The following is a 21,629-nucleotide window of genomic DNA, read 5'->3' on the forward strand; positions in this document are numbered from 1 at the left end:
CTCGGGTCAGAACAACCGTCCCCGGTACGGATGCGGCCGACCCCACCGCTCCTCCCACTGGAGCAGCTCCGCCTGCCACCGCGGCAGGTCGGGCCGGTACTCGCGAATCAGTTCGCGGTTCTCCGGACGATCGACCAGGAACCGCCAGTACGACTCGACCGCCTCCCGGGTCTCGTCCAACGAGTAACGACCCCGCTCGTCCGCGACCCACTCGTTGACGAACTCGACCCCGTCGGACGAGAAACCGACCTCGTACTTGTCGCTGTCCCACGCCTCGTCGAGCGGACGGCCGTTCGCCACGTCGTCGATCATCTGAAGGGCGTCCAGGCAGGCCGAGTAGGAGACGGAGATGTCGGTGATCAGCCAGGCGCCGAGAGCCCGATAGCGCTGATCGGCCACGTTGAACAGCGGGAGCCGGAACTCATCGACGGAGAAACTGATGAACGCCAACGGAAGTCCTCCGGATCATGGGATGACGACCGGCCATCCGTGGGTGAAGCCGCCCGAGCCATTGTAGAAACCCTCGATCACCAGGCCCTTGTGAGTGCCGCGCCACATGCTGGTGCCGGGCACCGGCTTCGCGTTCTGGAAGGCACCGGTGATGGCGTTGTCGACCTGGGCCGGTGTCCAGTCGTCGGGGAAGAAGGAGCTTTCGCCGCCGTTGCCCTTCTTCGGCTTCCAGGCCCCGTGCGGAGGGTTCAGCGTCGGATCGAAGAACTCGGGTTTGGCGGTGTAGGCGCCGGTCTTGGGGTCCTTGACGACGCTGCCGGGCTGGAGCCGTCGGCCGGGGAAGTCCTCACCGCCGGGCCGGTAGTGGTAGCCCGACCCCTTGGGCATGCCCGGCTTCACGTGGCCGCCCATCACGTGCTCGGTGAAGTGCGGGTTCATCCGGTCGGGCCGGTTACGCGTCTTCGTGCGCTTGAGAAAGCGCAACGCGGCCCGCATCAACCGGCCGCCTGCTTTGCCCCCGCCCATGTCACCTCACCCGTCGACGAGTTTCCAGAGGGCTTCCTGGACGAGGTTGCCGACGATGGTCCGGGCCAGCGCATGGAAGATCGGGATCTCCAGCAGCGAGGCGCCGAAGGTGACCGCCGCGGTGGCGATGGCCTGCGCGATCTGGATGGCGAGGACGACCAGTTGCACGATGACGGCGACCTTGAGGGCGAGCACGATCGCGCCGCAGATGATCAGGCCGGTGCCGGTCAGTACGGCGGCGGTGACGCCGTCGCGCAGGCTGTCGGCCGGGCTGTCCTCCTTGTTCCACCAGGTCTGGAACGCGGTGATGTCCTGGCCGGTGTGCTGGGTCCAGACCGTAGCGGCGCCGGTGTTCGCCTCGCTCACCACACCGGAGAGGGTGTCGGAGAACCGGATCCAGGCGTTGCCCATCTCGAACAGCTTGGTCTCGTCCGCCTCGGGCCAGGTGTAGCCGAGGACGCCGAGCAGCGACCGCAGCTCGCCGGGGAGTTCCATGCCCATGCTCAGCCTCCCAGCATCCGACGCAGGCCGTCGAGGTTGCTGGTGATGGCCGCTTCCGTCCCGGCGTAGCGGACGGCCATCTTGCCGAGGTCGGCGCCCGCGGCGGCGATCTCGGTGAGCGCGCTGTCGAAGCACTCGAACGCGAACGCGGAGACCTCGTCGTGGGCGGCACCGATCAGCGAGCCGATGTCGTCGGTCCCCCAGGGCCGGCCGAAGGCCGACAGCTCCGCCCGGAAGGCGGTGAGCGCCGTGCCGAACCGGGTGGCGACGGCGTCCAGCGCGGACCCGGAGGCGCCCAGCCGCTCCGGATCGATCTCGACCGGCATCAGCGCCCGTCCTGACGGGCGAGCCGGTCCTGCGCCTGCATCAGGGCGTCGGTGAACATGCTGAACTGGCGTCCCGCGTCGGCCTGGACGCGGCGCAGCTGCTCACCGAGCGAACCCAGGTCGACCTCGCCCGGGGCGGTGGTGGCCTGCTCCCGCAGGTCGGCGAGCGCGGCGTTCACCGCCGCTTCGATCTCCTCGGCGAGGGCCTCGCTGGCCATCCGCATCACGCGGGGATCGAGCGTCAGCCCGGTGACCTGACCGGGTGGGCCGGCGGTGACCCGGATCAGACCGTCGGCGGCCTCGCCGACACCTTCCGGTGGTGCCACCTGTTCGCTCGCGTGGGTCTGCCGCTGGAGCGCGGCCATGGTTTCGGACAGCACCCGGCCGAAGCCGGACGGGTCGGCGGCATCGGCCATCGAGAAGCTCCTCCGCGTTCGAGGTCGCCTCGCATCCTATGCACCGGAGCCGATCCCGGTGGTCCCGCCGGATCGATGTGGACCGTGGCATCCGCCACTGGGGACGGTCACCGTCCGTATACAGCACTCCGGGCCGGCCCGTGGGCCGACCCGGTGGTGTGTGTGCGTCGCGTACTCAGCTCTTGAAGGCGTCCTTGACCTTCTCGACGGCCTGCTTGAGCTTGGCACCGGCCTGGTCGTTGCGGCCCTCGGCCTCGAGGCGCTCGTTGTCGGTCGCCCGGCCGATGCCCTCCTTGACCTTGCCCGTGGCGTCCTGCGAGGTGTTGTCGATCTTGTCGTCGAGACCCATGATGACCTCCACTGGTGCGGTTGCCTGACGACAACTGGTTACCCCGGGGGCCGTCCGCTCAATCCCCTCACCCGATCGGGCGAAAGCGTCGTAGCCGCAGGCTGTTGCCCACCACGAAGACCGACGAGAACGCCATCGCCGCCCCGGCGAGCATCGGGTTGAGCAGCCCGGCCGCCGCCAGCGGCAGCGCCGCGACGTTGTAGGCGAACGCCCAGAACAGGTTGCCCTTGATGATCGCCAGGGTCCGCCGGGAGAGCCGGATGGCGTCCGCCGCGGCCATCAGGTCGCCCCGGACCAGCGTCAGGTCGGCGGCCTCGATGGCCGCGTCGGTGCCGGTGCCCATGGCCAGCCCGAGGTCGGCCCGGGCCAGCGCGGCGGCGTCGTTCACCCCGTCGCCGACCATGGCGACCACCCGGCCCTCGCGCTGGAGCCGCTCGACCACGTCGACCTTGTCGGCGGGCAGCACCTCCGCGATCACCTCGTCGATGCCGACCTCGGCCGCCACCGCCTTCGCCACCGTGGTGTTGTCGCCGGTGAGCAGCACCGGCTTGAGGCCCAGCTCACGCAGCCGGGCGACGGCCGCCCGGCTGGTCGGCTTCACCGCGTCGGCCACCGCGAGCACGCCCCGGGCCCGCCCGTCCCAGCCGGCCAGGATCGCCGTCCGCCCGGCGGCCTCCGCGCCGGTCGCGGCCCGCTCGACCTCCTCGGGTACGTCGAGACCCCGTTCCCGCAGCAGCCGGGCCCGGCCGACCACCACGGTCCGGCCGTCGACGGTGCCGGTCACGCCCAGCCCCTCGGCGTTGGCGAACTCGCCGACCGGCGGCAGCGGCCCGGCGTCGGCGGCAGCCTCGGCGACGGCACGCGCGATCGGGTGCTCGGAGGCGGCCTCCAGCGCGCCGGCCACCCGGAGCAGCTCGGCGGCGTCCTCGCCGTCGGCGGGCAGCACCTCGGCCAGCGCCATCCGGCCGGTGGTGACGGTGCCGGTCTTGTCCAGCACCACGGTGTCGACCCGGCGGGTGGACTCCAGCACCTCCGGCCCCTTGATCAGCACACCGAGCTGCGCGCCGCGCCCGGTGCCGACGAGCAGCGCGGTCGGCGTGGCCAGGCCGAGCGCACACGGGCAGGCGATGATCAGTACGGCCACCGCGGCGGTGAACGCGGCGGTCGTACCGGAGCCGGTGCCGAGCCACCAGCCGAGCGTGCCCGCGGCCAGCGCGATCACGATCGGCACGAACACGCCGGAGATCCGGTCGGCGAGCCGCTGCACCGCCGCCTTGCCGGTCTGCGCCTGCTCCACCAGCCGCGCCATCTGGGCGAGCTGGGTGTCGCCGCCGACCCGGGTGGCCCGGACCACCAGCCGGCCGCCGGCGTTCACCGTCGCGCCGACCACGGCGTCGCCCGGCCCCACCTCGACCGGCACCGACTCGCCGGTGAGCATGCTGGCGTCGACAGCCGAGGTGCCCTCCTCGACCACGCCGTCGGTGGCGACCTTCTCACCGGGCCGGACCACGAAACGGTCACCGACCGCCAGCCGGCCGACCGGGATCCGGGTCTCCTGCCCGTCGCGCAGCACCGCCACGTCCTTGGCCCCGAGTTCCAGCAGCGCGCGCAGCGCCGACCCGGCGGTGCGCTTGGAGCGGGCCTCGAAGTACCGCCCGGCCAGGATGAACACGGTCACCCCGGCGGCGGCCTCCAGGTAGATGTTGCCGGCGCCGTCGCCGCGGGTGATGTCGAAGCTGAACGGGTGTTTCATCCCGGGCATGCCGGCGGTGCCGAGGAACAGCGCCCAGAGCGACCAGCCGAACGCGGCCAGCGTGCCGAGCGAGACGAGCGTGTCCATGGTCGCCGCGCCGTGCCGCAGGTTGACCAGTGCGGCGCGGTGGAACGGCAGCCCGCCCCAGACCACCACCGGGGCGGCCAGCGTGAGCGAGGCCCACTGCCAGTAGTCGAACTGCCAGGCCGGAACCATGGCGAGCACGATCACCGGCACTGTGAGCACGACGGAGACCCAGAGCCGGGTACGCGCGGTGCGCAGTTCGTCCACCGGCTCGCCGCCCGCCGCGGCCTCCGCCTGCTCGGGCGCCGGCGGCACCACTGCGGTGTAGCCGGTCTTCTCGACGGTGGCGATCAGGTCGGCCGGCGCGATGTCGTCGGCGTACCGGACGGTGGCCTTCTCGGTGGCGTAGTTCACAGTCGCCTCGACACCGTCCATCCGGTTGAGCTTCTTCTCGATCCGGGCGGCGCAGGACGCGCAGGTCATCCCGCCGATCGCCAGTTCGATCAGGTTCGGCGCGGTGGGCAGCGCCTTTCCCGTGGCAGTCATCGCGGCACCTCCGGCGCTCAACTGTGCCCGTGCCCCGGGGTGCCGTGTCCGGCGTCCGGGGTCGGTGCGGTGATGGATGCCGGCGCGGCGGGCGGCGGCGCGGTCGGGTCGCCGGCCAGGACGGTGAACTCGGCGGTGTGCACCGCGTCGCCGTGCCGGAAGTCCAGGTAGAGACGGTACGCCCCGGGTGAGGGCACCTCGGCGGCGAACGTGATCGCCGGGCCGGCCGGCGTGCGCCCGTCGCCGGGCGTGCCCTCCGGGTGCACGTGCAGGTACGCCAGGTCGCCCTGCCGCAGCGCCACCAGGTGGCCGTACGCGCCGAGATAGGGCTGCAGGTCGGTGACCGGCTGCCCGTCGCGGCTGACGGAGAGCGTGAGCCGGCTGGTGCGGCCCGGCTCCGGCGTGCCGGTCAGGGTGACCGTGTAGCCGTCGACGGTGGTGCTGGTCGCCGGCGCCGGCAACGGCCGGGCGGTCAGCTCGCCGGGGACCGTGACGTCCAGGCCGAGGGTCAGCGGCTCCCCGCCTTCGGGGGTGAAGTCGGCGAACGCCCGCCAGACGCCGGGGCCGCCCAGTGGCGAGGCGACCCGCCAGGTGCCGTCTCCGGTCATCTCCGGGTGGACGTGCCGGAACCCGGACAGGTCCCGGCGGGCGACGATCAGGTGCATGCGCTTGTCGTGGGCCACCTCGAAGCGGGTGACAGGCGCGCCGTCCGGGCCGGTGATCCGGAAGGCGAACTGCCCGGCCGGCGCGGCGGCGGGCTGGAACGTGTAGCCGCGTTCGGAGACGAGCAGCCCGCCGGGCAGGTGCGCGGAGGCGCCGCCCGCGTTGCTCTCGTCACCGTGACCGGCGTCGCCGGCCCCGTGGTCGCTGTCGCTGTCGTCGTGGCGGGTCTCGGCGGCCGGGGCGACGGGATCGGCCAGGTTGCCGATCCCGTACGCCGCGCCGAACACCGCCACGAGGCCGAGGGCGAAGCCACTGAGCTTCGTCGCCGTGTTCATGGTGTCTCCTCGGTTCTCGCGGGTCCGTCGGACCCGTCACGCACCGACGAGGTCGTAGCCGGCCTCGTCGACCGCCGCGCGGACCGCGTCCGCGTCCAGCGGGTTCTGACTGGTGACGGTGACCCGGCCACTGGCCAGGTCGACCTGGACGTCGGTGACGCCCGGAAGCGCGCTCAGCTCGGTGCTCACCGAGTTGACGCAGTGCCCGCAGGTCATGCCGCTCACCTGGTAGATGGTCTCCATCTCGCCCTCCGATCCCATACCCCCCAGGGGTACGTTCGGAACGTTAGCATACCCCCGAGGGGTACGCTATCCTCGGTGTCATGACCGCGCCGTCCAGCCCCACCCGGGGCTACACCGCCAGCAAGGACCAACTCCTCGCCCGGCTCCGCCGGATCGAGGGTCAGGTCCGCGGCATCGAGAAGATGGTCGAGGACGACCGCTACTGCATCGACGTGCTGACGCAGATCTCGGCCATCCAGGCGGCGCTGGACAAGGTCGCGCTGGGCCTGCTCGACGGGCACGCCCGGCACTGCATGCACGAGGGCGCCGCCGAGGGCCGGGCCGACGAGATGGCGACCGAGATGATGGCCGCCGTCGGCCGCCTGATGAAGCGCGGCTGAGCGGGACCTCCGACCCCCGGGGCAGGGCACATCGACCCGCGCCGACGCGTCGTGCCGGTCGTACCGTCGAAGTGGCGGGCAGGCCGGACCGGCGGACCCGCGGCGACGGACGGAGGGCGGCCCGATGATGTGGCAGAGCCCGATGATGGGCTGGATGTGGATCTGGTCCCTGCTGGTGCTCGCGGTGCTGGCGGGGCTCGTCTGGGCGGCCGTGCGGTGGACCGGCCCGCAGTACCTGGGTCGGACGACGGCCCGGCGCATCCTCGACGAGCGGTACGCTCGCGGCGAGATCGACGAGGACGAGTACCGGCGACGCCGGGCCGGACTGACCTGACCCGCGCGGCGCGCGTGTCACCGGCCACGGCGTCCGGGAGCGCCCGACCGGGCTGCCTACCATGGCCGGGCGACGACCCGGACGTGGTCGACACGTCCGCGCCGGCCGGGTGACCACACCGGTCCGGCGGACCAGGCGTCGCCGCGACCGTTGGGAGAGACCTCATGGGTGCCGACCACACCCACCCCGCGCCCGCCGCGCCGCCGGGCGTACGACGGCTGCTCGTCGCCGTGGTGGTGCCGCTGTTCGCGCTCACCGTGATCGCGGCGCTGGTGCTCTGGCCCCGGCAGGACCGGGAGCCGGTCGGCGGCGGAGACGTCCCCCGCTACCACGGCACGGTGACCCGGGTGGTCACCGAGCCCTGCCCGCCCACCCCGGAGGCCCCGGAGGGCGGCGGTGGCCCGTGCGGCACCGTGACGGTCACCGCCGAGCAGGGCCCGGACGCGGGCCGGCAGGTCGAGACGCCGATCCCGGCCGGGCCGGGCGCGCCCCGGGTCGCGGTCGGCGACGAGGTCGTCCTGGTCGAGCTGACCGACCCGGCCGACCCGTCGGTGACGTCCTACAACATCGCCGAGCACCAGCGCGGTACGCCGCTGATCTGGCTGATGGTGCTGTTCGCCGCCGCGATCGTGGCGTTCGGCCGCTGGCGCGGGCTCGCCGCGCTCGGCGGCCTGGTGGCCAGCTTCGCCATCCTGCTCGGCTTCGTGCTGCCCGGTATCGGTGCCGGCCAGCCACCGCTGCTGGTGGCGATCGTCGGCGCTGCGTTGATCATGTTCGTGGTGCTCTACCTGACGCACGGGATCACCGCGCAGACGTCGGTGGCGGTGCTCGGCACGCTCGGCAGCCTGGTGATCACCGGCGTGCTCGGCCTGCTCGCCACGTCCGCCACCCACCTGACCGGCTTCGGCAGCGAGGACGCCACCACGCTGTCCATGTTCCAGGGCGACGTGGACCTGCACGGGCTGCTGCTGGCCGGCATCATCATCGGCTCGCTGGGCGTCCTGGACGACGTGACGGTCACCCAGGCGGCCACCGTCACCGAACTGGCGCACGCCAACCCCGGGCTGTCCCGGCGGCAGCTCTACCGGGCCGCGACCCGGGTCGGCCGGGCCCACATCGCGTCCACCGTCAACACCATCGTGCTGGCGTACGCGGGCGCCTCGCTGCCGCTGCTGCTCCTGCTGGTCGCCGACTCCCGCCCGGTCAGCGAAATCCTCACCAGTGAGTTCCTCGCCCAAGAGATCGTCCGCAGCGCGGTGGCCACGCTCGGCCTGATCGCCGCCGTCCCGCTGACGACCGGACTGGCCGCGATCGTGACCACCGCCGGACGGCGCTCACGCGACGCGGAGCCGGCGCCGCCCGCGCCCCGGCCGCCGGCCGGACGGGACGACGCGCTGGAGGCGCTCGGCGGCGGAAAGAGTACGGAGGCCGCATGGTGACACTCCGCAGCGTGACCATCGATTTCAAACGCGACGCTGGTCACGGTGCGCCACGGCGAAATCTCGCTATTGGTCGGCTTCCGGACGTAGATCCTCAGGAGTGCTGTCAGGTAACCTCGCTGCCGGTCACCGCCGAAGGCGCGCACCGGCGCCAGCGGTGCCGCCGCCCAATCGCCCGCGGGCGAGCCGGGGAACCAGGTACATGGGGTGAATCCGCGACAGCGGTAGGGGCCACTTCCGTCCCGAACCCGTCAGCTAACCCGGTCGGCGGCCGACGGAAGGGAACACTGTGACGGCACCCCTGCGCCGCTGGCTGACACCCGTGGTGGCCGTGATGGCCTCGCTGGCCGTGCTGGCCGGGCCGACCCCGGCGACCGCGGCACCCACCGCGGCGGCCCCCGGCACCCCCTCGGGCCACGAGGAGGACGGCGAACCGCCGCTCATCACCGAGGCGATCGACGCCGCCAACCGGAACTACCTCCAGGCCAAGGCGAAGCTCGCCAAGTCCCAGGACCGCCAACGGCGGCTGGCGGCCGAGGTGAAGGCGGCACAGGCCGAACTCGACGCGCTCAGCCCGCAGGTCAACCAGCTCGCCGCCCAGTCCTACCGGACCGGCCGGATGGGCGCCATGGCGATGCTGCTGGAGAGCAACTCGCCCGACTCGTTCGTCCGCCGGGTCAACGCCCTGGACGAGCTGAACCTCCTCAACGCGCAGCGCCTGGCCGCCATCAACGCGGTCAAGACCCGCGCCGAGCAGGCCAAGATCGCGCTCGACGCCGAGGTGCGCGAGCAGGAGAAGCAGAAGAACGCGATGGAGCGCGAGAAGGTGCAGGCCGAGCGCGCGCTGAAGCTCGTCGGCGGTCTCGGCTTCACCGGCGGCCTGGTCTCCGCCACCTCACCGGTCGCCAGGATCGCCCCCGGCCGCACCGCGGACGGCGGCTGGAAGTCCGAGTCGTGCAGCGAGGACGACCCGACCACCTCGGGCTGCGTCACCCCGCGCACGCTGCACGCGTACAAGGAGGTCCGGCGCGCGGGCTTCAAGCGCTTCGTGGGCTGCTACCGGTCCGGCGGGCCGTGGGAACACCCCAAGGGCAAGGCGTGTGACTGGTCGCTGCAGAACAGCGGCTTCGCGCCGTGGCACAACAACGACACCCGCCGGTACGGCAACGAGGTCGCCGCGTTCCTCATCCGCAACGCCGACCGGCTGGGCATCTACTACGTCATCTGGAACCGGCAGATCTGGTTCCCGGCCACCGGCTGGCGTTCCTACAGCGGACCGTCGAACCACACCGACCACGTCCACATGTCGCTGCTCTGACCCGGACACCACGAAAAGGGGCCGCCCTCGGGCGGCCCCTTTCGCGTCCGAATGTGTCAGCTCGCCAGCGCCGGGTCGGCGGGCGCCGCCGGCGCGGGCACCGGGGCCGGGGACTGCGCCACGGTCCGCACCTCGCCGCCGGCGAGCCGGTACGACATGCCCACCACCGTGCACCGCCCGGCCGCCACCCGCTCGGCCAGCACGGCGGACCGGGCCAGCAGCGTCTCCACGGTCTGCGCGATGTGCACGTCGATGATGCCGTCGAGGTCCTCCACGCCCTGACGGGCGGCGCGCAGCAGGCTGGGCGAGACCGCGTCCACCACCGCGCCCAGGTGCCCGACCGGGGCGGCCCCGGTCCGCACCCCCTCCCGGGCGGCCTGGACCGCGCCGCACGAGTCGTGCCCGAGCACCACCACGAGCGGCGTGCCCAGCACGGTGACCGCGTACTCGACGCTGCCGAGCACCTCCGGTCCGGCGGTGTGCCCGGCGGTACGCACCACGAAGAGGTCACCCAGGCCGCGGTCGAAGATGATCTCGGCGGCGAGCCGCGAGTCGGAGCAGCCGACGATCACCGCGAAGGGATGCTGACCGTCGGCGACCGCTGTCCGGTGCCCGGCGTCCTGATTCGGATGCTGCGGGGCGCCGGTGACGAACCGGTGATTACCGGCACGCAGCTCGTCCAGTGCCTGCTCCGGGGTGCTCGGCGTCATGTCCCTCACCTCGTCTACCTGGGGAACCACCAGGCCGAACGGCCTCGCGACCCACGGTCACACGCACCTCGGGGCCCGTCAAGATTCGTGATACGCATTTCATACTTTCCCCGTCGCCGGACGCACCGGCCCGCGCCGATTCGGCCGGTGACGCGGGTGGCCATAGCATGACCACCATGGCGACCACACCAGTTGAGGACGGGAGCCGCCGTAACTGGACCTTCCTCACCAACCACGGCCATGTGCTGCTGGCGATCGCGCGCAACCCCACCGCCCGGCTGCGGGACGTGGCGGACGAGGTGGGCGTGACCGAACGGGCGGCCCAGGCCATCGTCGCCGACCTCGAGGCCGGGGGTTACCTGCGGCGTACGCGGGTGGGACGGCGCAACGAGTACACGATCAACCCGAAGGGCCGCTTCCGGCACCCGGCCGAGGCCGACCAGCAGGTCGGCGCGCTGCTGGCCCTGTTCGCCGCCGAGCCGGCCGGCGACGCCACCGCCGGCAGGTGACCCGGACGGGCACCACGTGTGCCCGCGCGGACGGGTGCGGCGGGTAATCTCACCGCGTGCGCGACAGCTTGCGGCCGGGCGCGACCACGGGACGCGTCCGGGCCGGACACCGGATCAGGTCCGTCCTCTCCGGAGCGGCGGTGACCGCCCTGCTCGGCGGCGCGCTGGCGGTGCCCGCGCCCGCGCTGGCCGCCCCGAAGTGCGGGCCGACCGGCGGCCCCGCACCCACCGAGGTGCCCTGGGCGCTGAGCCGCCTCGACCCGGCCGCCGCCTGGCGGGTCGGCAAGGGCGCCGGGATCACCGTCGCGGTGATCGACTCCGGGGTCTCACCGACCCATCCCCTGCTGCGCGGACGGGTGCTGCCGGGTGACGACTTCAACCAGCTCGTCCGCCTCCAGGGGCAGTGCGACCTGGTCGGCCACGGCACCATGGTCGCCGGCATCATTGCCGGCCGGGAGGGCACCGGCTCGCCGTACACCGGCATCGCGCCGGAGGCGAAGATCCTGCCGCTGCGGGTACTGGCCGAGAACAAGGAGAACTTCGACCCGGACGTGCCGGCCGAGATCGGCAAGGCGATCCGCTGGGCTGTCGACCACGACGCCGACGTGATCAACCTGTCCCTGGTCACGCTCGACGACCCGGCGCTGAAGTCCGCGGTGCAGTACGCGCTCGCCAAGGACGTGGTGGTCGTCGCCTCCGCCGGCAACCGCCAGGAGAACCGGGAGGACCGGCCGGCCTATCCGGCGGCGTACGAGGGTGTCATCGCCGTCGCCGGGATCGACGAGCAGGGCGGGCACGTCGGCAGCTCGGTCAGCGGGGACTATGTGGACATCGCCGGCCCCGGCCTGAACATCGTCGGGCCCGCGCCGCAGGGATCGGGCTACCGCGCCGAGCCGCAGGGCGGGACGAGCTTCGCCACCGCGTACGTCTCCGGGGCGGCCGCCCTGGTGCGGGCCGCGCACCCGGACCTCAGCGCCGACGAGGTCGCCTACCGGCTGACCCGTACCGCCGACAACCCGCCCGACGGGCACAACGCCGAGGTCGGCTTCGGGATGGTCAACCCGTACCGGGCGGTCACCAGCCTGCTGGGCACCCGGGACGATCCGCTGCTGGGCGCGATGCCGCCGCCGGCGCCGCCGGCCGACCCGCTGGCGTGGCAGCGCACCGTCGCGATCTGGGTCGCCGTCGTGGGCGCGCTGCTGGCCGGCGTCCTGCTGACGCTACGGCCCATCGTGGTACGCGGACGGCGGCGTGGGTGGCGCCCCGGACGGCGCGACATCCCGCAGGACGCCTGAGAACGCACGACGGCTCCGCCCGGCACGAGCCGGAGCGGAGCCGCTGTGTGTGGACCGGTCGGGGTCAGCTGCCCCAGACCTTGGAGTTGCTCATCTCCGTGGTCATGTAGTTCTCGCGCGCGATGCCCACAGCGCCGCCGATCTCGTTCAGGACCTTGTTGATGTCCCGCACGGCGGCGTCCCACTGGGCCTGGTGCTGCTGGTAGGCGGCCCGGTCCTGGCCCTCCCACTCGAGCTTGGTCAGCATCGCCCGAAGCGTGTCCAGCTTCTCGTCGATGACCCGCGAGATGGCCTGCATCTGCTGGTTGCTGCTCTCCAGAACAGCGTAATCAACCTTGATGCTCATCGATTCCTCCTCTGCCTGTCTTCGCGGATCACGGGTTGAGAGCAGCGTGGAACTTGTCCAGCATCTGCTGCTGCTCTTCGTCGTTGACCTGGTGCGTGGTGCCCGACTTGTCGAGCAGGTCCGCGATGTTGTCCATCGCGGTCAGCAGCTTGTTCGTGTCCTCGGTCCAGCGGTTCATCAGGCCCTGGAAGCCCGTGGACGCCTGGCCCTTCCAGGCCATCGCGAGGTCGTCGACCACGTTCCACAGCTTCTTGAGCTCGCCGTCAACCTCGCTGCGCGTGGACCGCACGTCACTCGCGGCGGTGTGCAGAGTTGCTGCGGTTACCTCGAACGCCATGCTTCACACCCTTCCGTCATCTTGTGGCGGCGGTTCCGCCGCGCCCCTCCCCCGCGGCAAGGCGGACACACCCCACCGACGGACACTTCATCCGAACCGTAGCGGACGATGTCCAACCCGCGCAGCCCTGCCGGCCCGTCGTTCGCATTCGGACACCCCATTGTCGACAGACGCGACCGGGGGTCAGGACCGTTCGCGTGACGATTTGACGACCGTCGACACGCCGAAGGTCAGCACCGCGACCAGCAGCACCACCACGATCCACAGCACCGGCTTCTCGAACGCCCGCTGGAACGCCAGGACCAGCAGCGCCGCGCAGGTGCTCAGCGACACCACCTCGGCGGCCCGTCGCAGCCGCGCCGAGCGGGTCAGCCCGGCCACCAGCATCAGCACCACGAAGACCGGAATCGAAAGCAGGACGTACAGCAGCAGCGAGAAGAGCAGGGTATCCACGCGTCGCCCCCGTCAGCCGTAGAACTTGGAGTCCCGCACCCAGTCGATCTTGATGTCCTTGATGTCGGGGTCGGTGCCGGTCGGCGCCCAGCCGGGACGGGAGTCCGCGGTGAAGGTGAACCGGTTGTCGGTGTGGAACGCGGCCAGCAGCGCGTGCAGCAGCGCGCTGATCTCACCGAAGACCAGGACCAGGATGGCGGCGGTGGCGGCCAGGCCGGCGATGCCGATGGCCTGGGCCAGCGCGGTGGTGGCGGGGAAGAACTGGAGCGCGATCGAGGCGATCACCGCGACCAGGATCGGCATGAGCGCCTGGGCCAGGCCGGAGACCGCGTCGTTGTACGCGTCCCGGGCGGCGGTGAGCGTGTCCCGGTTGGCGGCGAACGCCTCGGCCAGCGAGTTGATCTCCGCGCCGAGCTTGCGCAGGAACAGGTCGAACGCGTCCCGGTCGTCGAAGTCCCACTCCGCCGCGTCCGGCGGGACCGCCGCCATGGCCGCGCCGAACTGGTCCGCGCCGAGCAGGCGGGCCGCCTCGTCCCACTTCTTGATGGCCTCGTTCACCTCCTGGTTGTCGAACGACTCCAGGTAGAGGATCGTGCCGATCAGTGCCGCCGAGGCGGCGATCCAGACCAGGTTGCCCTTGGCGATGGCCGCCGCCGACCGGACCGGCGCCGTGGTCTGCGCGACCGACACCGAGCCGGTCACCGTCCCGGACGCGTTGGCGATGAGGATCTCCGGTGGCATCAGGCGCCCCTCCCGTGACGGGCCCGGCCGGTCACTTGACCACCCAGGGCTGATCCGACTTCTCCCAGTTCTTCGCGGTCTGTTCGAGCTGCGCGGCGGCCCGGCGCAGATGCTCCACGCCGGTCCGGACGTTGTCCAGGTGCCCGTCCACCGCCGCGTTGTGCCGCTCGACCGCGCCGGTGCCGAACCAGCTCAGCGCACCCCCGGGCAGCTTCACCTCGGCCAGCAACGTCTCGACGTTGCGGAGGTACTGGATCGGGCCGTCCGGGGCGTCGAGCCGCCGGCCCGCCTTCCGGATTGCGTCGACGTCGACCGTGTTCGGCATCCTCGGCCTTCCTCTCGCTCAGCGCCGCAGATTGCGGGTCGGGTCGGACAGGTCCACCCCGAACTGGCGGAACCAGTCCTCCGGGGTCAGCGTGCCATCCTGGGCCCGGCGGACCATCTCCGAGTCGCCGAGCATCTCGCCCAGCAGCTCGCGCTGCCGCTCCTCGAAGGCGGCGTAGGCCGCGTCGATCGCCGCCTGCATCGCCTCGGCCAGAGAGAAGCTGTCCAGCCGCATCGCCCGCGCGTTCAGCTCGATGTCGCCGACCTTCATGTCGCCGTCCACCGTCACCCGCACCAGGCCGTCCGGGCTCTCCCCGGTCACCCGCAGCTCGGCGCGCTGCCGCTGGACCTCGGCCAGCCGGCGCTGCTGCTCCTGAGCCTGCCGCAGCAGGCCCTCCAGGGCTCCACCGATACCCGACGGGCTGCTCAACTCCGGGCCCTCCCCGTAATCGCGACGATCGATCGGGCCGACGCTACCGGAAACCCGCGACGATCGTCCGTCCCGTCAGGCCGGCTCCGTCCACGCGGTCTGGATCAGCTGCTGGCCGTCTCGGCGGCGCACGAGCGTGCCCCGGCCCGGCGGCTGCGGAGTCGGCCGCAGGTTGCCGAACACCGCGCCCTCCTCGCGGCTGCCGGACATCAGCAGGCCCGGCGAGTCCAGCTCGCGCAGGCGCTGCAGCACCGGCTCGTACAGCGCCCGGGCCACACCGCCGACCCGGCGCGTGATGATCAGGTGCAGGCCGATGTCCCGCGCCTGCGGCAGCAGCTCGTGCAGCGCGCTGAGCGGGTTGCTGCCACCGGAGGCGACCAGGTCGTAGTCGTCCACCAGGATGTACAGGTCCGGGCCCTTCCACCAGCTCCGGTCGCGCAACTGGGCGGTGGTCACGTCCGGGCCGGGCAGCCGGTTCTGCAACGCGCTGCGGATCGAGCCGAGCCCCTGGCTGAACACCTGGTTTGACGGCGCGTAGTCGAGCAGGTGGTCCCCCTCGACCGCGCCCAGCAGACCGCGCCGGTAGTCGGCGATGACCAGCCGCGCCTGGGCCGGGGTGTAGCGCTCGGCGATCCCCCGGGCGATCAGCCGCAGCAGGTTGGTCTTGCCGCACTCGGCGTCGCCGAACACGGTCAGGTGCGGCTCGCTCGCCAGGTCCAGATAGACCGGGGCGAGCGCCGACTCGTTGACGCCGATCGGGATGCCCGGCGCCGACCTGTCGACCACCTTCGCCAGCTCGGTGACCGCGAGCTTGCGCGGCAGCAGCCGGACCTTCGGCGCCGGCTGCCCCGGCCAGTTCGCCGCGACGTGGCCGGCGAGCGCCACCGACGCCTCGGTCAGGTCCTCGATGTCGCGCTTGCCGTCGATCCGCGAGATCGCGGTCAGGAAGTGCAGCTTGTCCCGGGTCAGGCCGCGACCCGGCGCGCCCACCGGCACGTTCTGCGCGGCCCGCCGGTCGATCTCCGACTCCGACGGGTCACCGAGCCGCAGCTCCAGCTTGGTGCCGAGCAGGTCCCGCATGTTGATCCGGATCTCCGCCCAGCGCACCGCCGTGATCACCACGTGGACGCCGAAGCCCAGACCCCGGTTCGCCAGGTTCGTGATCGTCTGCTCCAGCTCCTCGTACTCCTGGCGCAGCGTGTTCCAGCCGTCCACGACGAGGAAGACGTCACCGAACGGGTCGTCGGCGAACTCACCGGCAGCCCGGCGGCGCCGGTAGCTCGCCACCGAGTCGATGCCGTGCTGGGTGAACCGGTTCTCCCGCTCGTCGATCACGGCGACCACCTCGGCCACCGTCCGCCGGACCGCCTCGGTGTCCCGCCGCCCCGCCACGCCCGAGGTGTGCGGCAGCCCGTCCAGGCTGCGCAGCGCTCCACCACCGAAGTCGAGGCAGAAGAACTGCACCTCGCGCGGCGTGTGGGTGAGCGCCAGCGACGCCAGCATCGAGCGCAGCATGGTGCTCTTGCCGCTCAGCGACGCCCCGACGATCACCACGTTGCCGCCGGCCCCGGCCAGGTCCACCATCATCGGGTCACGGCGCTGCTCGTACGGCCGGTCCACGATCCCGACCGGCACCGCGAGCCGGCCACGGCCCGGCCAGTCGGCGGTGGTCAGCCCGTACGCCGGGTGCACGCTCAGCTTCGGCAGCAGCTCGGCCAGCCCGGACGGCTCGGCCAGCGGCGGCAGCCACACCTGGTGCGCCGGCTTGCCGCGACCCTTGAGCTGCTCGATCAGCACGTCCAGCATCGCCACTGCCTTGCCGTCGCCGCTCTGCTCCGGCTCCGGGGCGGACTCGGCGGGGCTCGGCTGGGCGGGCACCGGCACGTAGTCGATGCCGTACGGGACGATCCGGCGCTGCACCTGCGCCCGGGTGGAGCGCTGCACCTGCCCCGGCGCCCGGTACGGGCCGGACACGTACGCGGCGCGGAACCGCAGCATGGTCGCGGTGTCCGTCTTCAGATAGCCGTGACCGGGCGCGCTGGGCAGCTCGTACGCGTCCGGCACGCCGAGCACGATCCGGCTCTCCACCGCCGAGAACGTGCGCAGACCGATCCGGTACGACAGGTGCGTGTCCAGGCCGCGCAGCTTGCCCTCCTCCAGCCGCTGCGAGGCGAGCAGCAGGTGCACCCCGAGCGAGCGGCCGAGACGGCCGATCATCACGAACAGGTCGATGAAGTCCGGCTTGGCCGCGAGCAACTCGGAGAACTCGTCACAGATGATCAGCAGGCTGGGCATCGGCTCCAGCGGCTCACCCGCGGCCCGCGCCTTCTCGTAGTCGTACCGGGAGACGTAGTTGCCCGCCGCCCGCAGCACCTCCTGACGGCGGTTCATCTCACCGGCCAGCGCGTCCCGCATGCGGTCGACCAGCGGCAGCTCGTCGGAGAGGTTGGTGATCACCGCGCTGGTGTGCGGCAACGCGTCCAGCGAGGCGAACGTGGCGCCGCCCTTGAAGTCGACGAGGACGAAGTTCAGCTCCTCCGAGGAGTGCGTCACCGCGAGCGCCGCGACGACCGTACGCAGCAGTTCGCTCTTGCCGGAACCGGTCGCGCCGATCACCAGGCCGTGCGGGCCCATGCCCTCGTGCGCGGACTCCTTGAAGTCCAGCTCCACCACGTTGCCGTCCGGGCCCAGGCCGAGCGGGATGCGCAGCCGGTCGCGGTTGCTGCGCGGACGCCAGGTCTGCCGGACGTCCACGGTGGCCGCGTCGCCGACACCGAGCAGGTCGGGCAGCTCCATGCTGCGGGACAGCGGCTCCTCGGTGCTGGCGCCCTGCTGCTGGGAGAGCCGGAACGGGGCGATCTGACGGGCCAGCCCCTCGGCCGCGCTCAGGGACAGCCGGTCCGGGCGGCCGAGCCGCGAGGTGGCGGTGCCGCGGACCAGGTCGAGCCCCGTGCCGTCCCCGGCGTCCAGGCAGAGCAGCCAGCGCCCGGCGTCGCGCGGGACCGCGCCGGACAGGTCGAACACGGTCGTGCCCAGCAGACCCGGCCCGGTCAGCGCGCAGGTCGCCGAGACCTCGCCGCCGTCCAGCACCACCACCACGTGCGGCGCGGTCGTCAGCGGCTTCGCCTCCGGCGCGAACCGGGGCCGCCCGCCCAGGTCCTGGGCCAGCGCGGTCTCCGCCTCGTCCAGCGCGGCGAACACCATCCGGCGCGCGCCCGCCGCGTCCGTACGCCCCGGGTGCTGGGCGTGCGGCAGCCACTTCACCCAGTCCCAGGCCGGCTGCCGGTCCGGCGCGGCCACCACGACCACCAGGAGATCCTCCGGGGCGTGGAACGTGACCAGCTGGCCCAGCGCGGCCCGGGCCAGGTCCAGCACCGGCTCCCGGTCGCCGCGCAGGGCGATCCGGCTGAACGCGCGCAGCGACAGCGCGGTCGGCAGGTCCGGCACGCTGGAGTGGGCACGGACGAACCGGCGCAGCGCGATGGCGCTCATCGGCTCCAGGTCCTCCACCGGCTTGGTCTCCGGCGGCACGATCTCCACGGCGAGCCGCTGCGGGCCGAGCGCGATCCGCACCTCACCGAAGTCGTCCTCGGTGATCCGCCGCTCCCAGAGCCGGCGCGAGGCGGCGATCGACCAGAGCGCGTCCGGCTCCGGGTGCCGCCAGGTCATCGCGGCGCGCTGCTGCTCGGCCGCCCGCCGGGTGCGCTTGCGCATCTGCGCGAGGTAGCGCATGTAGTCGCGCCGCTGCGCGTTCAGCTCGGCCTTGTCCTTGCCGCCGTTGCCGAGCGTGCCGATCGCCATGCCCAACATGGACACACCGAACAGGCCACCCGCGACGTACGTCATCATGCCGCCGCCCCGGCCGGCGTAGAGGAACGCCATCGCGCCGACGCCACAGAGCATCGGCAGGATCATCAGCACCTGCCCCATGCCCTTGGCCTGCGGCTCCGGCAGCTCGGGCGGGGATTCCAGCAGCACCTCGCCGCGCGGCAGCGCGGGCCCCGGTTGACGCGGAAGTCGGCGGAACACCACCGTACTCACGGCTCTCCCCTCCCCAGAAGCGGCCCTGATCGTGGTCTGCCACCGCCGGTGAGCGTCGGGTGGGCAACCTGTGCGACCGCCATCGTAGGTAATCTCCGTCAGGCGTCGTGGACCCGTGGGGGCGACGCCGACGGCCCAGCGGATCGTATGCGAGCACGAGGAGGCCACTGTGGCGACGAAGACGGCGACCGGCGGGCTGAGCCGGATCACCATCGTGGCGCCGCGTACCAGGATGGATCTGGCGCTGCCGTCCGACGTGCCGCTCGCCGACCTGCTTCCCACGCTGCTGCGGTACGCGGGCGAGGATCTGGCCGACGAGGGTGTGCGGCACGGCGGCTGGGCCCTGTCCCGGCTCGGCGGGCAGCCGCTCGACGGTGGCCGTACCGCCGCGCAACTCGGTGTCCGCGACGGTGAGGTGCTCTACTTCAACCCGCGTGCCGCGACCGCCCCCGAGATCGTCTTCGACGACGTGGTGGACGCGGTCGCCACCTCCACCACCCAGCGGGCGGGCGCCTGGCAGGTGGGCACGACGCGGGTGTTCGCGGTCCTGCTGGCCGCCTCGGCGCTCGCCGGGGGCGCGGTGGCGGCGCTGCTCACCGGTCCGCCGCAGCTGCCCGGCGCGGCGGCCGCGTTCGTGGCCGCGGTGGCGCTGCTGGTGGGCGCCGCCGTGCTGTCCCGCGCCGCCGGTGACAGCCGCACCGGCGCGGTGCTGGCCCTGGTCGGGATCGGTTACGCGGGCGTCGGCGGCCTGCTGGTGCTCGCCGGGGACCGGACGCTCGGCGAACTGGCCGCGCCGCACGTCCTGATCGCCGGGACCGCCGTGGTGGTCTTCGGCGCGATCGCCGCCCTCGCCGTCGGCGACCGGCTGCCGCTGTTCCTCGGCGCGGTGGGCGTGGGTGCCGCGGTCGGTCTCGGCGCGGTGCTCAGCCTGTCCTTCGGCATCGGGGCGGCGGCCTCGGCGGCGGTGGTGGCGACAGTCGCGTTCGGCGCGCTGCCCGCGCTGCCGATGCTCGCCTACCGCCTGGCCCGGCTGCCGGTGCCGTCCATCCCCACCGGCCCGGACGACCTCAAGACCGACACCGAGTCGGTGGACGGGCCGTCGGTGCTGCGCAACAGCGAGCGCGCGGACGCGTTCCTCACCGGTCTGCTCTGGACCGTCTCGCTGCTTGTGCTCGGCGGCGAGGTGGTGCTGGCCGGGGACGGCCGGCTCCCGGCGGTCCTGCTCTGCCTGGTGCTGGCGCTGCTGTCGCTGCTGCGGGCACGCCCGTTCCTCAGCCGCGCCCAGCGCACGCCGGTGCTGCTGTCCGGCACCGTCGGCCTGGGACTGGTCGCCGCCGCCACGTTCGCCGCCGGCTCGCTGGCGGTACGGCTCGGCCTGATCCTCGGTGGCCTGGCCGTGGTGGCCGTGATCAGCCTGGTCTACGGCCTGACCGTGGCCGGCAAGCGGATCTCCCCGGTCTGGGGCCGCACCCTGGACATCATCGAGATCCTGCTGATCATCGCGCTGGTGCCGCTGGCCGTCTGGGTCTGCGGCGCGTACGGCTGGATCGTCAACCTTCGACCGTGACGGTGCCCATCGCGGTGCCGACCGGCGCGGTGGCGTAGACGCCGGGTCCGTGCTGGCCGTCCAGCGGGCGGGCCGGCACGCCCGCACGCCGGGCCATCTCCCGGACCGCCTTCACCAGCGCCTCGGCGTGCCCGTCCATGGCGGCCACCCGCAGCAGCGGCGGCACCCGCCGGCCGCCCGGGAGCACCACCGCGGCGACGGTGTGCGAGGGCGCGGAGGTGGCGGTGACCGCGTCCACGAGCGCGCCGAGCGAGCCGTTGGGGCGTACCCGCAGGGCCAGGCAGCGCTGCGTCCAGCCGCCCCCGCGCAGGCTGGTCCACGTCTCCACCGGGGACTCCGGCGCCAGGTCGAGCCCGGCACCGGACACCACCGCCGCGTGCAGCTCGTTGCGGTCGAGCACCCGGTGACCGAGGCCGGCGGCGTTGAGCGCCTTGCCGAGCCGGCCCACCCCGGCCGCCACCGTGCGGTGCACGCCGCGCAGGCCGCCGCCCCGGCTCACCGTCTCGGCGCGCGCGTCGGACACCGACAGGCGCAGCGCCACCCACACGGTCCGGTACGCGGACGGCGGCGCGCCGGGTGCCGGGTACCAGACCAGGGTGTGCGAGACGACCTGGGTCTGGGTGACCGGGCCGGAGAAGTCGGCGAGCACCGCGAGTGCGCGGTCCACCGCCGCCGCCTCGATCGTGCCGGCGGGCGCGCCGGGACGGCCGGTCAGCGCCAGCGCGGCGAACCAGCCCCGGTCGTCCTGCCCGATGCCGAGCCGGGTGCCGCGCTCGGTCAGTTCCACCACCGACAGTTCCGGGGCGAGCGCCGCCAGCCGCGGGTCACCGCCGGGCACCGCGCCCCGGGCCCGGTCGCGGCGCCGGCGCAGCCGGCGGCGGAGCATCAGATCCTCGTACCACCAGCGGCCGCCCCGGCGCGCGAACGCCGCGACCACCGCCAGCAGCGCCAGGACGGCGACCACCGCGAGCAGCCACGTCGGGCCGGCGGTGGCGAACCAGACGGCGAGCGCCGCGCACTCCACCACCACCAACTGCCCGACCACGACCGGGCCGAGCCGTCCCCGGCGGCGCTTGTCCGCCGGGGCGACCGGCCGGTCACCCGGTACGGCGACAGCGGCGGCGGTACGACCGGGTGGCGCCTGGAGCTGCGTCATCGGTGTGCGTCCCTTCTGGACATCCCGGGCATCCGCCGGGCGGGTGCGGTCGTTCGGGCGGCGGACGGGGTCCGGCGCACCCCCGACGGCCCCTTATCGTAGGGAAGCCCGCGGCGCT

Annotated in this window: 25 protein-coding genes and 1 riboswitch; of the genes, 7 read left to right on the forward strand and 18 right to left on the reverse strand. The window is 73.0% G+C overall.

From position 1 onward, the window contains the following. Positions 1–6 precede the first annotated feature (6 nt). The 9 genes from O7607_RS09805 to O7607_RS09845 all read right to left on the reverse strand — a co-directional run bounded on the left by O7607_RS09805 (position 7) and on the right by O7607_RS09845 (position 6,131). Positions 7–450: a hypothetical protein gene (locus O7607_RS09805; protein WP_269702581.1), complete on the reverse strand. Its 444-nt coding sequence runs from the start codon at positions 448–450 to the stop codon at positions 7–9. Between the two features lie 15 nt (positions 451–465). Further along, on the reverse strand, positions 466–975 hold the full coding sequence (locus tag O7607_RS09810) for an EndoU domain-containing protein (RefSeq protein ID WP_269702582.1): 510 nt from the start codon (positions 973–975) through the stop codon (positions 466–468). A 6-nt stretch (positions 976–981) separates the two neighbouring features. Next, on the reverse strand, positions 982–1,476 hold the full coding sequence (locus O7607_RS09815) for a WXG100-like domain-containing protein (protein ID WP_269702584.1): 495 nt from the start codon (positions 1,474–1,476) through the stop codon (positions 982–984). A 2-nt stretch (positions 1,477–1,478) separates the two neighbouring features. Continuing rightward, positions 1,479–1,802, reverse strand: a complete 324-nt coding sequence (locus O7607_RS09820) for a hypothetical protein (protein ID WP_269702586.1) — start codon at positions 1,800–1,802, stop codon at positions 1,479–1,481. Further along, positions 1,802–2,218, reverse strand: a complete 417-nt coding sequence (locus tag O7607_RS09825; protein ID WP_269702587.1) for a YbaB/EbfC family nucleoid-associated protein — start codon at positions 2,216–2,218, stop codon at positions 1,802–1,804. Before O7607_RS09825 ends, O7607_RS09820 begins: the two co-directional genes overlap by 1 nt. Positions 2,219–2,393: 175 nt before the next feature. Continuing rightward, positions 2,394–2,567 carry a CsbD family protein gene (locus tag O7607_RS09830; RefSeq protein WP_269702589.1) on the reverse strand — a complete coding sequence of 58 codons (174 nt, stop codon included), beginning with the start codon at positions 2,565–2,567 and terminating at the stop codon, positions 2,394–2,396. A 67-nt stretch (positions 2,568–2,634) separates the two neighbouring features. Next, positions 2,635–4,890: a heavy metal translocating P-type ATPase gene (locus tag O7607_RS09835; RefSeq protein ID WP_269702591.1), complete on the reverse strand. Its 2,256-nt coding sequence runs from the start codon at positions 4,888–4,890 to the stop codon at positions 2,635–2,637. A gap of 17 nt (positions 4,891–4,907) precedes the next feature. Continuing rightward, positions 4,908–5,888 carry a hypothetical protein gene (locus O7607_RS09840; RefSeq protein ID WP_269702593.1) on the reverse strand — a complete coding sequence of 327 codons (981 nt, stop codon included), beginning with the start codon at positions 5,886–5,888 and terminating at the stop codon, positions 4,908–4,910. A gap of 36 nt (positions 5,889–5,924) precedes the next feature. Continuing rightward, entirely contained in the window at positions 5,925–6,131 is a 207-nt protein-coding gene (locus tag O7607_RS09845) for a heavy-metal-associated domain-containing protein (RefSeq protein ID WP_269702595.1), read from the reverse strand. 80 nt (positions 6,132–6,211) lie between these two features. Here O7607_RS09845 and O7607_RS09850 point away from each other — a divergent pair, with 80 nt between their 5' ends. From O7607_RS09850 to O7607_RS09865, 4 genes are all read left to right on the forward strand, one after another. Further along, a complete protein-coding gene (locus O7607_RS09850; RefSeq protein ID WP_269702597.1) occupies positions 6,212–6,511 on the forward strand; it encodes a metal-sensitive transcriptional regulator in 300 nt (99 codons plus the stop codon). 124 nt (positions 6,512–6,635) lie between these two features. Further along, entirely contained in the window at positions 6,636–6,845 is a 210-nt protein-coding gene (locus tag O7607_RS09855; protein WP_269702599.1) for an SHOCT domain-containing protein, read from the forward strand. A 164-nt stretch (positions 6,846–7,009) separates the two neighbouring features. Beyond that, on the forward strand, positions 7,010–8,284 hold the full coding sequence (locus O7607_RS09860; protein WP_269702600.1) for a YibE/F family protein: 1,275 nt from the start codon (positions 7,010–7,012) through the stop codon (positions 8,282–8,284). Positions 8,285–8,438: 154 nt separating this feature from the next. Next, positions 8,439–8,569: riboswitch (cyclic di-AMP (ydaO/yuaA leader) on the forward strand. Positions 8,570–8,573: 4 nt separating this feature from the next. After that, positions 8,574–9,602 carry a coiled-coil domain-containing protein gene (locus O7607_RS09865; protein WP_269702602.1) on the forward strand — a complete coding sequence of 343 codons (1,029 nt, stop codon included), beginning with the start codon at positions 8,574–8,576 and terminating at the stop codon, positions 9,600–9,602. Positions 9,603–9,658: 56 nt separating this feature from the next. Here the strand turns inward: O7607_RS09865 and O7607_RS09870 are convergent, their stop codons facing one another. Next, the gene (locus tag O7607_RS09870) at positions 9,659–10,312 is read right to left on the reverse strand and encodes a carbonic anhydrase (protein ID WP_269702604.1); all 654 of its coding nucleotides are present in this window, start codon (positions 10,310–10,312) and stop codon (positions 9,659–9,661) included. Positions 10,313–10,479: 167 nt separating this feature from the next. Here O7607_RS09870 and O7607_RS09875 point away from each other — a divergent pair, with 167 nt between their 5' ends. Both O7607_RS09875 and mycP read left to right on the forward strand, forming a co-directional pair. Next, on the forward strand, positions 10,480–10,821 hold the full coding sequence (locus tag O7607_RS09875) for a helix-turn-helix transcriptional regulator (protein ID WP_135243016.1): 342 nt from the start codon (positions 10,480–10,482) through the stop codon (positions 10,819–10,821). Between the two features lie 56 nt (positions 10,822–10,877). Then, a complete protein-coding gene (mycP, locus tag O7607_RS09880; RefSeq protein WP_269702605.1) occupies positions 10,878–12,116 on the forward strand; it encodes a type VII secretion-associated serine protease mycosin in 1,239 nt (412 codons plus the stop codon). A 64-nt stretch (positions 12,117–12,180) separates the two neighbouring features. Here mycP and O7607_RS09885 read toward each other — a convergent pair whose 3' ends face one another. The 7 genes from O7607_RS09885 to eccCa form a co-directional block, all read right to left on the reverse strand. Then, complete coding sequence (locus O7607_RS09885; RefSeq protein ID WP_030503508.1) at positions 12,181–12,462, reverse strand: WXG100 family type VII secretion target; 282 nt, start codon at positions 12,460–12,462, stop codon at positions 12,181–12,183. Positions 12,463–12,490: 28 nt separating this feature from the next. Then, positions 12,491–12,799 carry a WXG100 family type VII secretion target gene (locus tag O7607_RS09890; protein WP_269702607.1) on the reverse strand — a complete coding sequence of 103 codons (309 nt, stop codon included), beginning with the start codon at positions 12,797–12,799 and terminating at the stop codon, positions 12,491–12,493. Positions 12,800–12,982: 183 nt separating this feature from the next. After that, positions 12,983–13,252, reverse strand: a complete 270-nt coding sequence (locus tag O7607_RS09895) for a hypothetical protein (protein WP_269702609.1) — start codon at positions 13,250–13,252, stop codon at positions 12,983–12,985. A gap of 12 nt (positions 13,253–13,264) precedes the next feature. Next, a complete protein-coding gene (locus O7607_RS09900) occupies positions 13,265–13,993 on the reverse strand; it encodes a hypothetical protein (RefSeq protein ID WP_269702611.1) in 729 nt (242 codons plus the stop codon). A 31-nt stretch (positions 13,994–14,024) separates the two neighbouring features. Continuing rightward, positions 14,025–14,318 carry a hypothetical protein gene (locus tag O7607_RS09905; RefSeq protein WP_269702613.1) on the reverse strand — a complete coding sequence of 98 codons (294 nt, stop codon included), beginning with the start codon at positions 14,316–14,318 and terminating at the stop codon, positions 14,025–14,027. Positions 14,319–14,336: 18 nt separating this feature from the next. Next, a complete protein-coding gene (locus tag O7607_RS09910) occupies positions 14,337–14,747 on the reverse strand; it encodes a YbaB/EbfC family nucleoid-associated protein (protein WP_269702615.1) in 411 nt (136 codons plus the stop codon). Positions 14,748–14,822: 75 nt separating this feature from the next. Continuing rightward, entirely contained in the window at positions 14,823–18,788 is a 3,966-nt protein-coding gene (eccCa, locus tag O7607_RS09915; RefSeq protein ID WP_269702617.1) for a type VII secretion protein EccCa, read from the reverse strand. 169 nt (positions 18,789–18,957) lie between these two features. Between eccCa and eccD the strand changes: the two genes are divergently transcribed. Further along, the gene (gene eccD, locus O7607_RS09920; protein ID WP_269702619.1) at positions 18,958–20,355 is read left to right on the forward strand and encodes a type VII secretion integral membrane protein EccD; all 1,398 of its coding nucleotides are present in this window, start codon (positions 18,958–18,960) and stop codon (positions 20,353–20,355) included. On the opposite strand, the gene O7607_RS09925 is transcribed toward eccD, so the two are convergent. Beyond that, on the reverse strand, positions 20,339–21,511 hold the full coding sequence (locus O7607_RS09925) for a type VII secretion protein EccE (RefSeq protein ID WP_269702621.1): 1,173 nt from the start codon (positions 21,509–21,511) through the stop codon (positions 20,339–20,341). The two genes, eccD and O7607_RS09925, sit on opposite strands and share 17 nt — an antisense overlap. Between the last annotated feature and the right edge of the window lie 118 nt (positions 21,512–21,629).

It is taken from the genome of Micromonospora sp. WMMA1949, from assembly GCF_027460145.1.
Lineage (GTDB): Bacteria > Actinomycetota > Actinomycetes > Mycobacteriales > Micromonosporaceae > Micromonospora.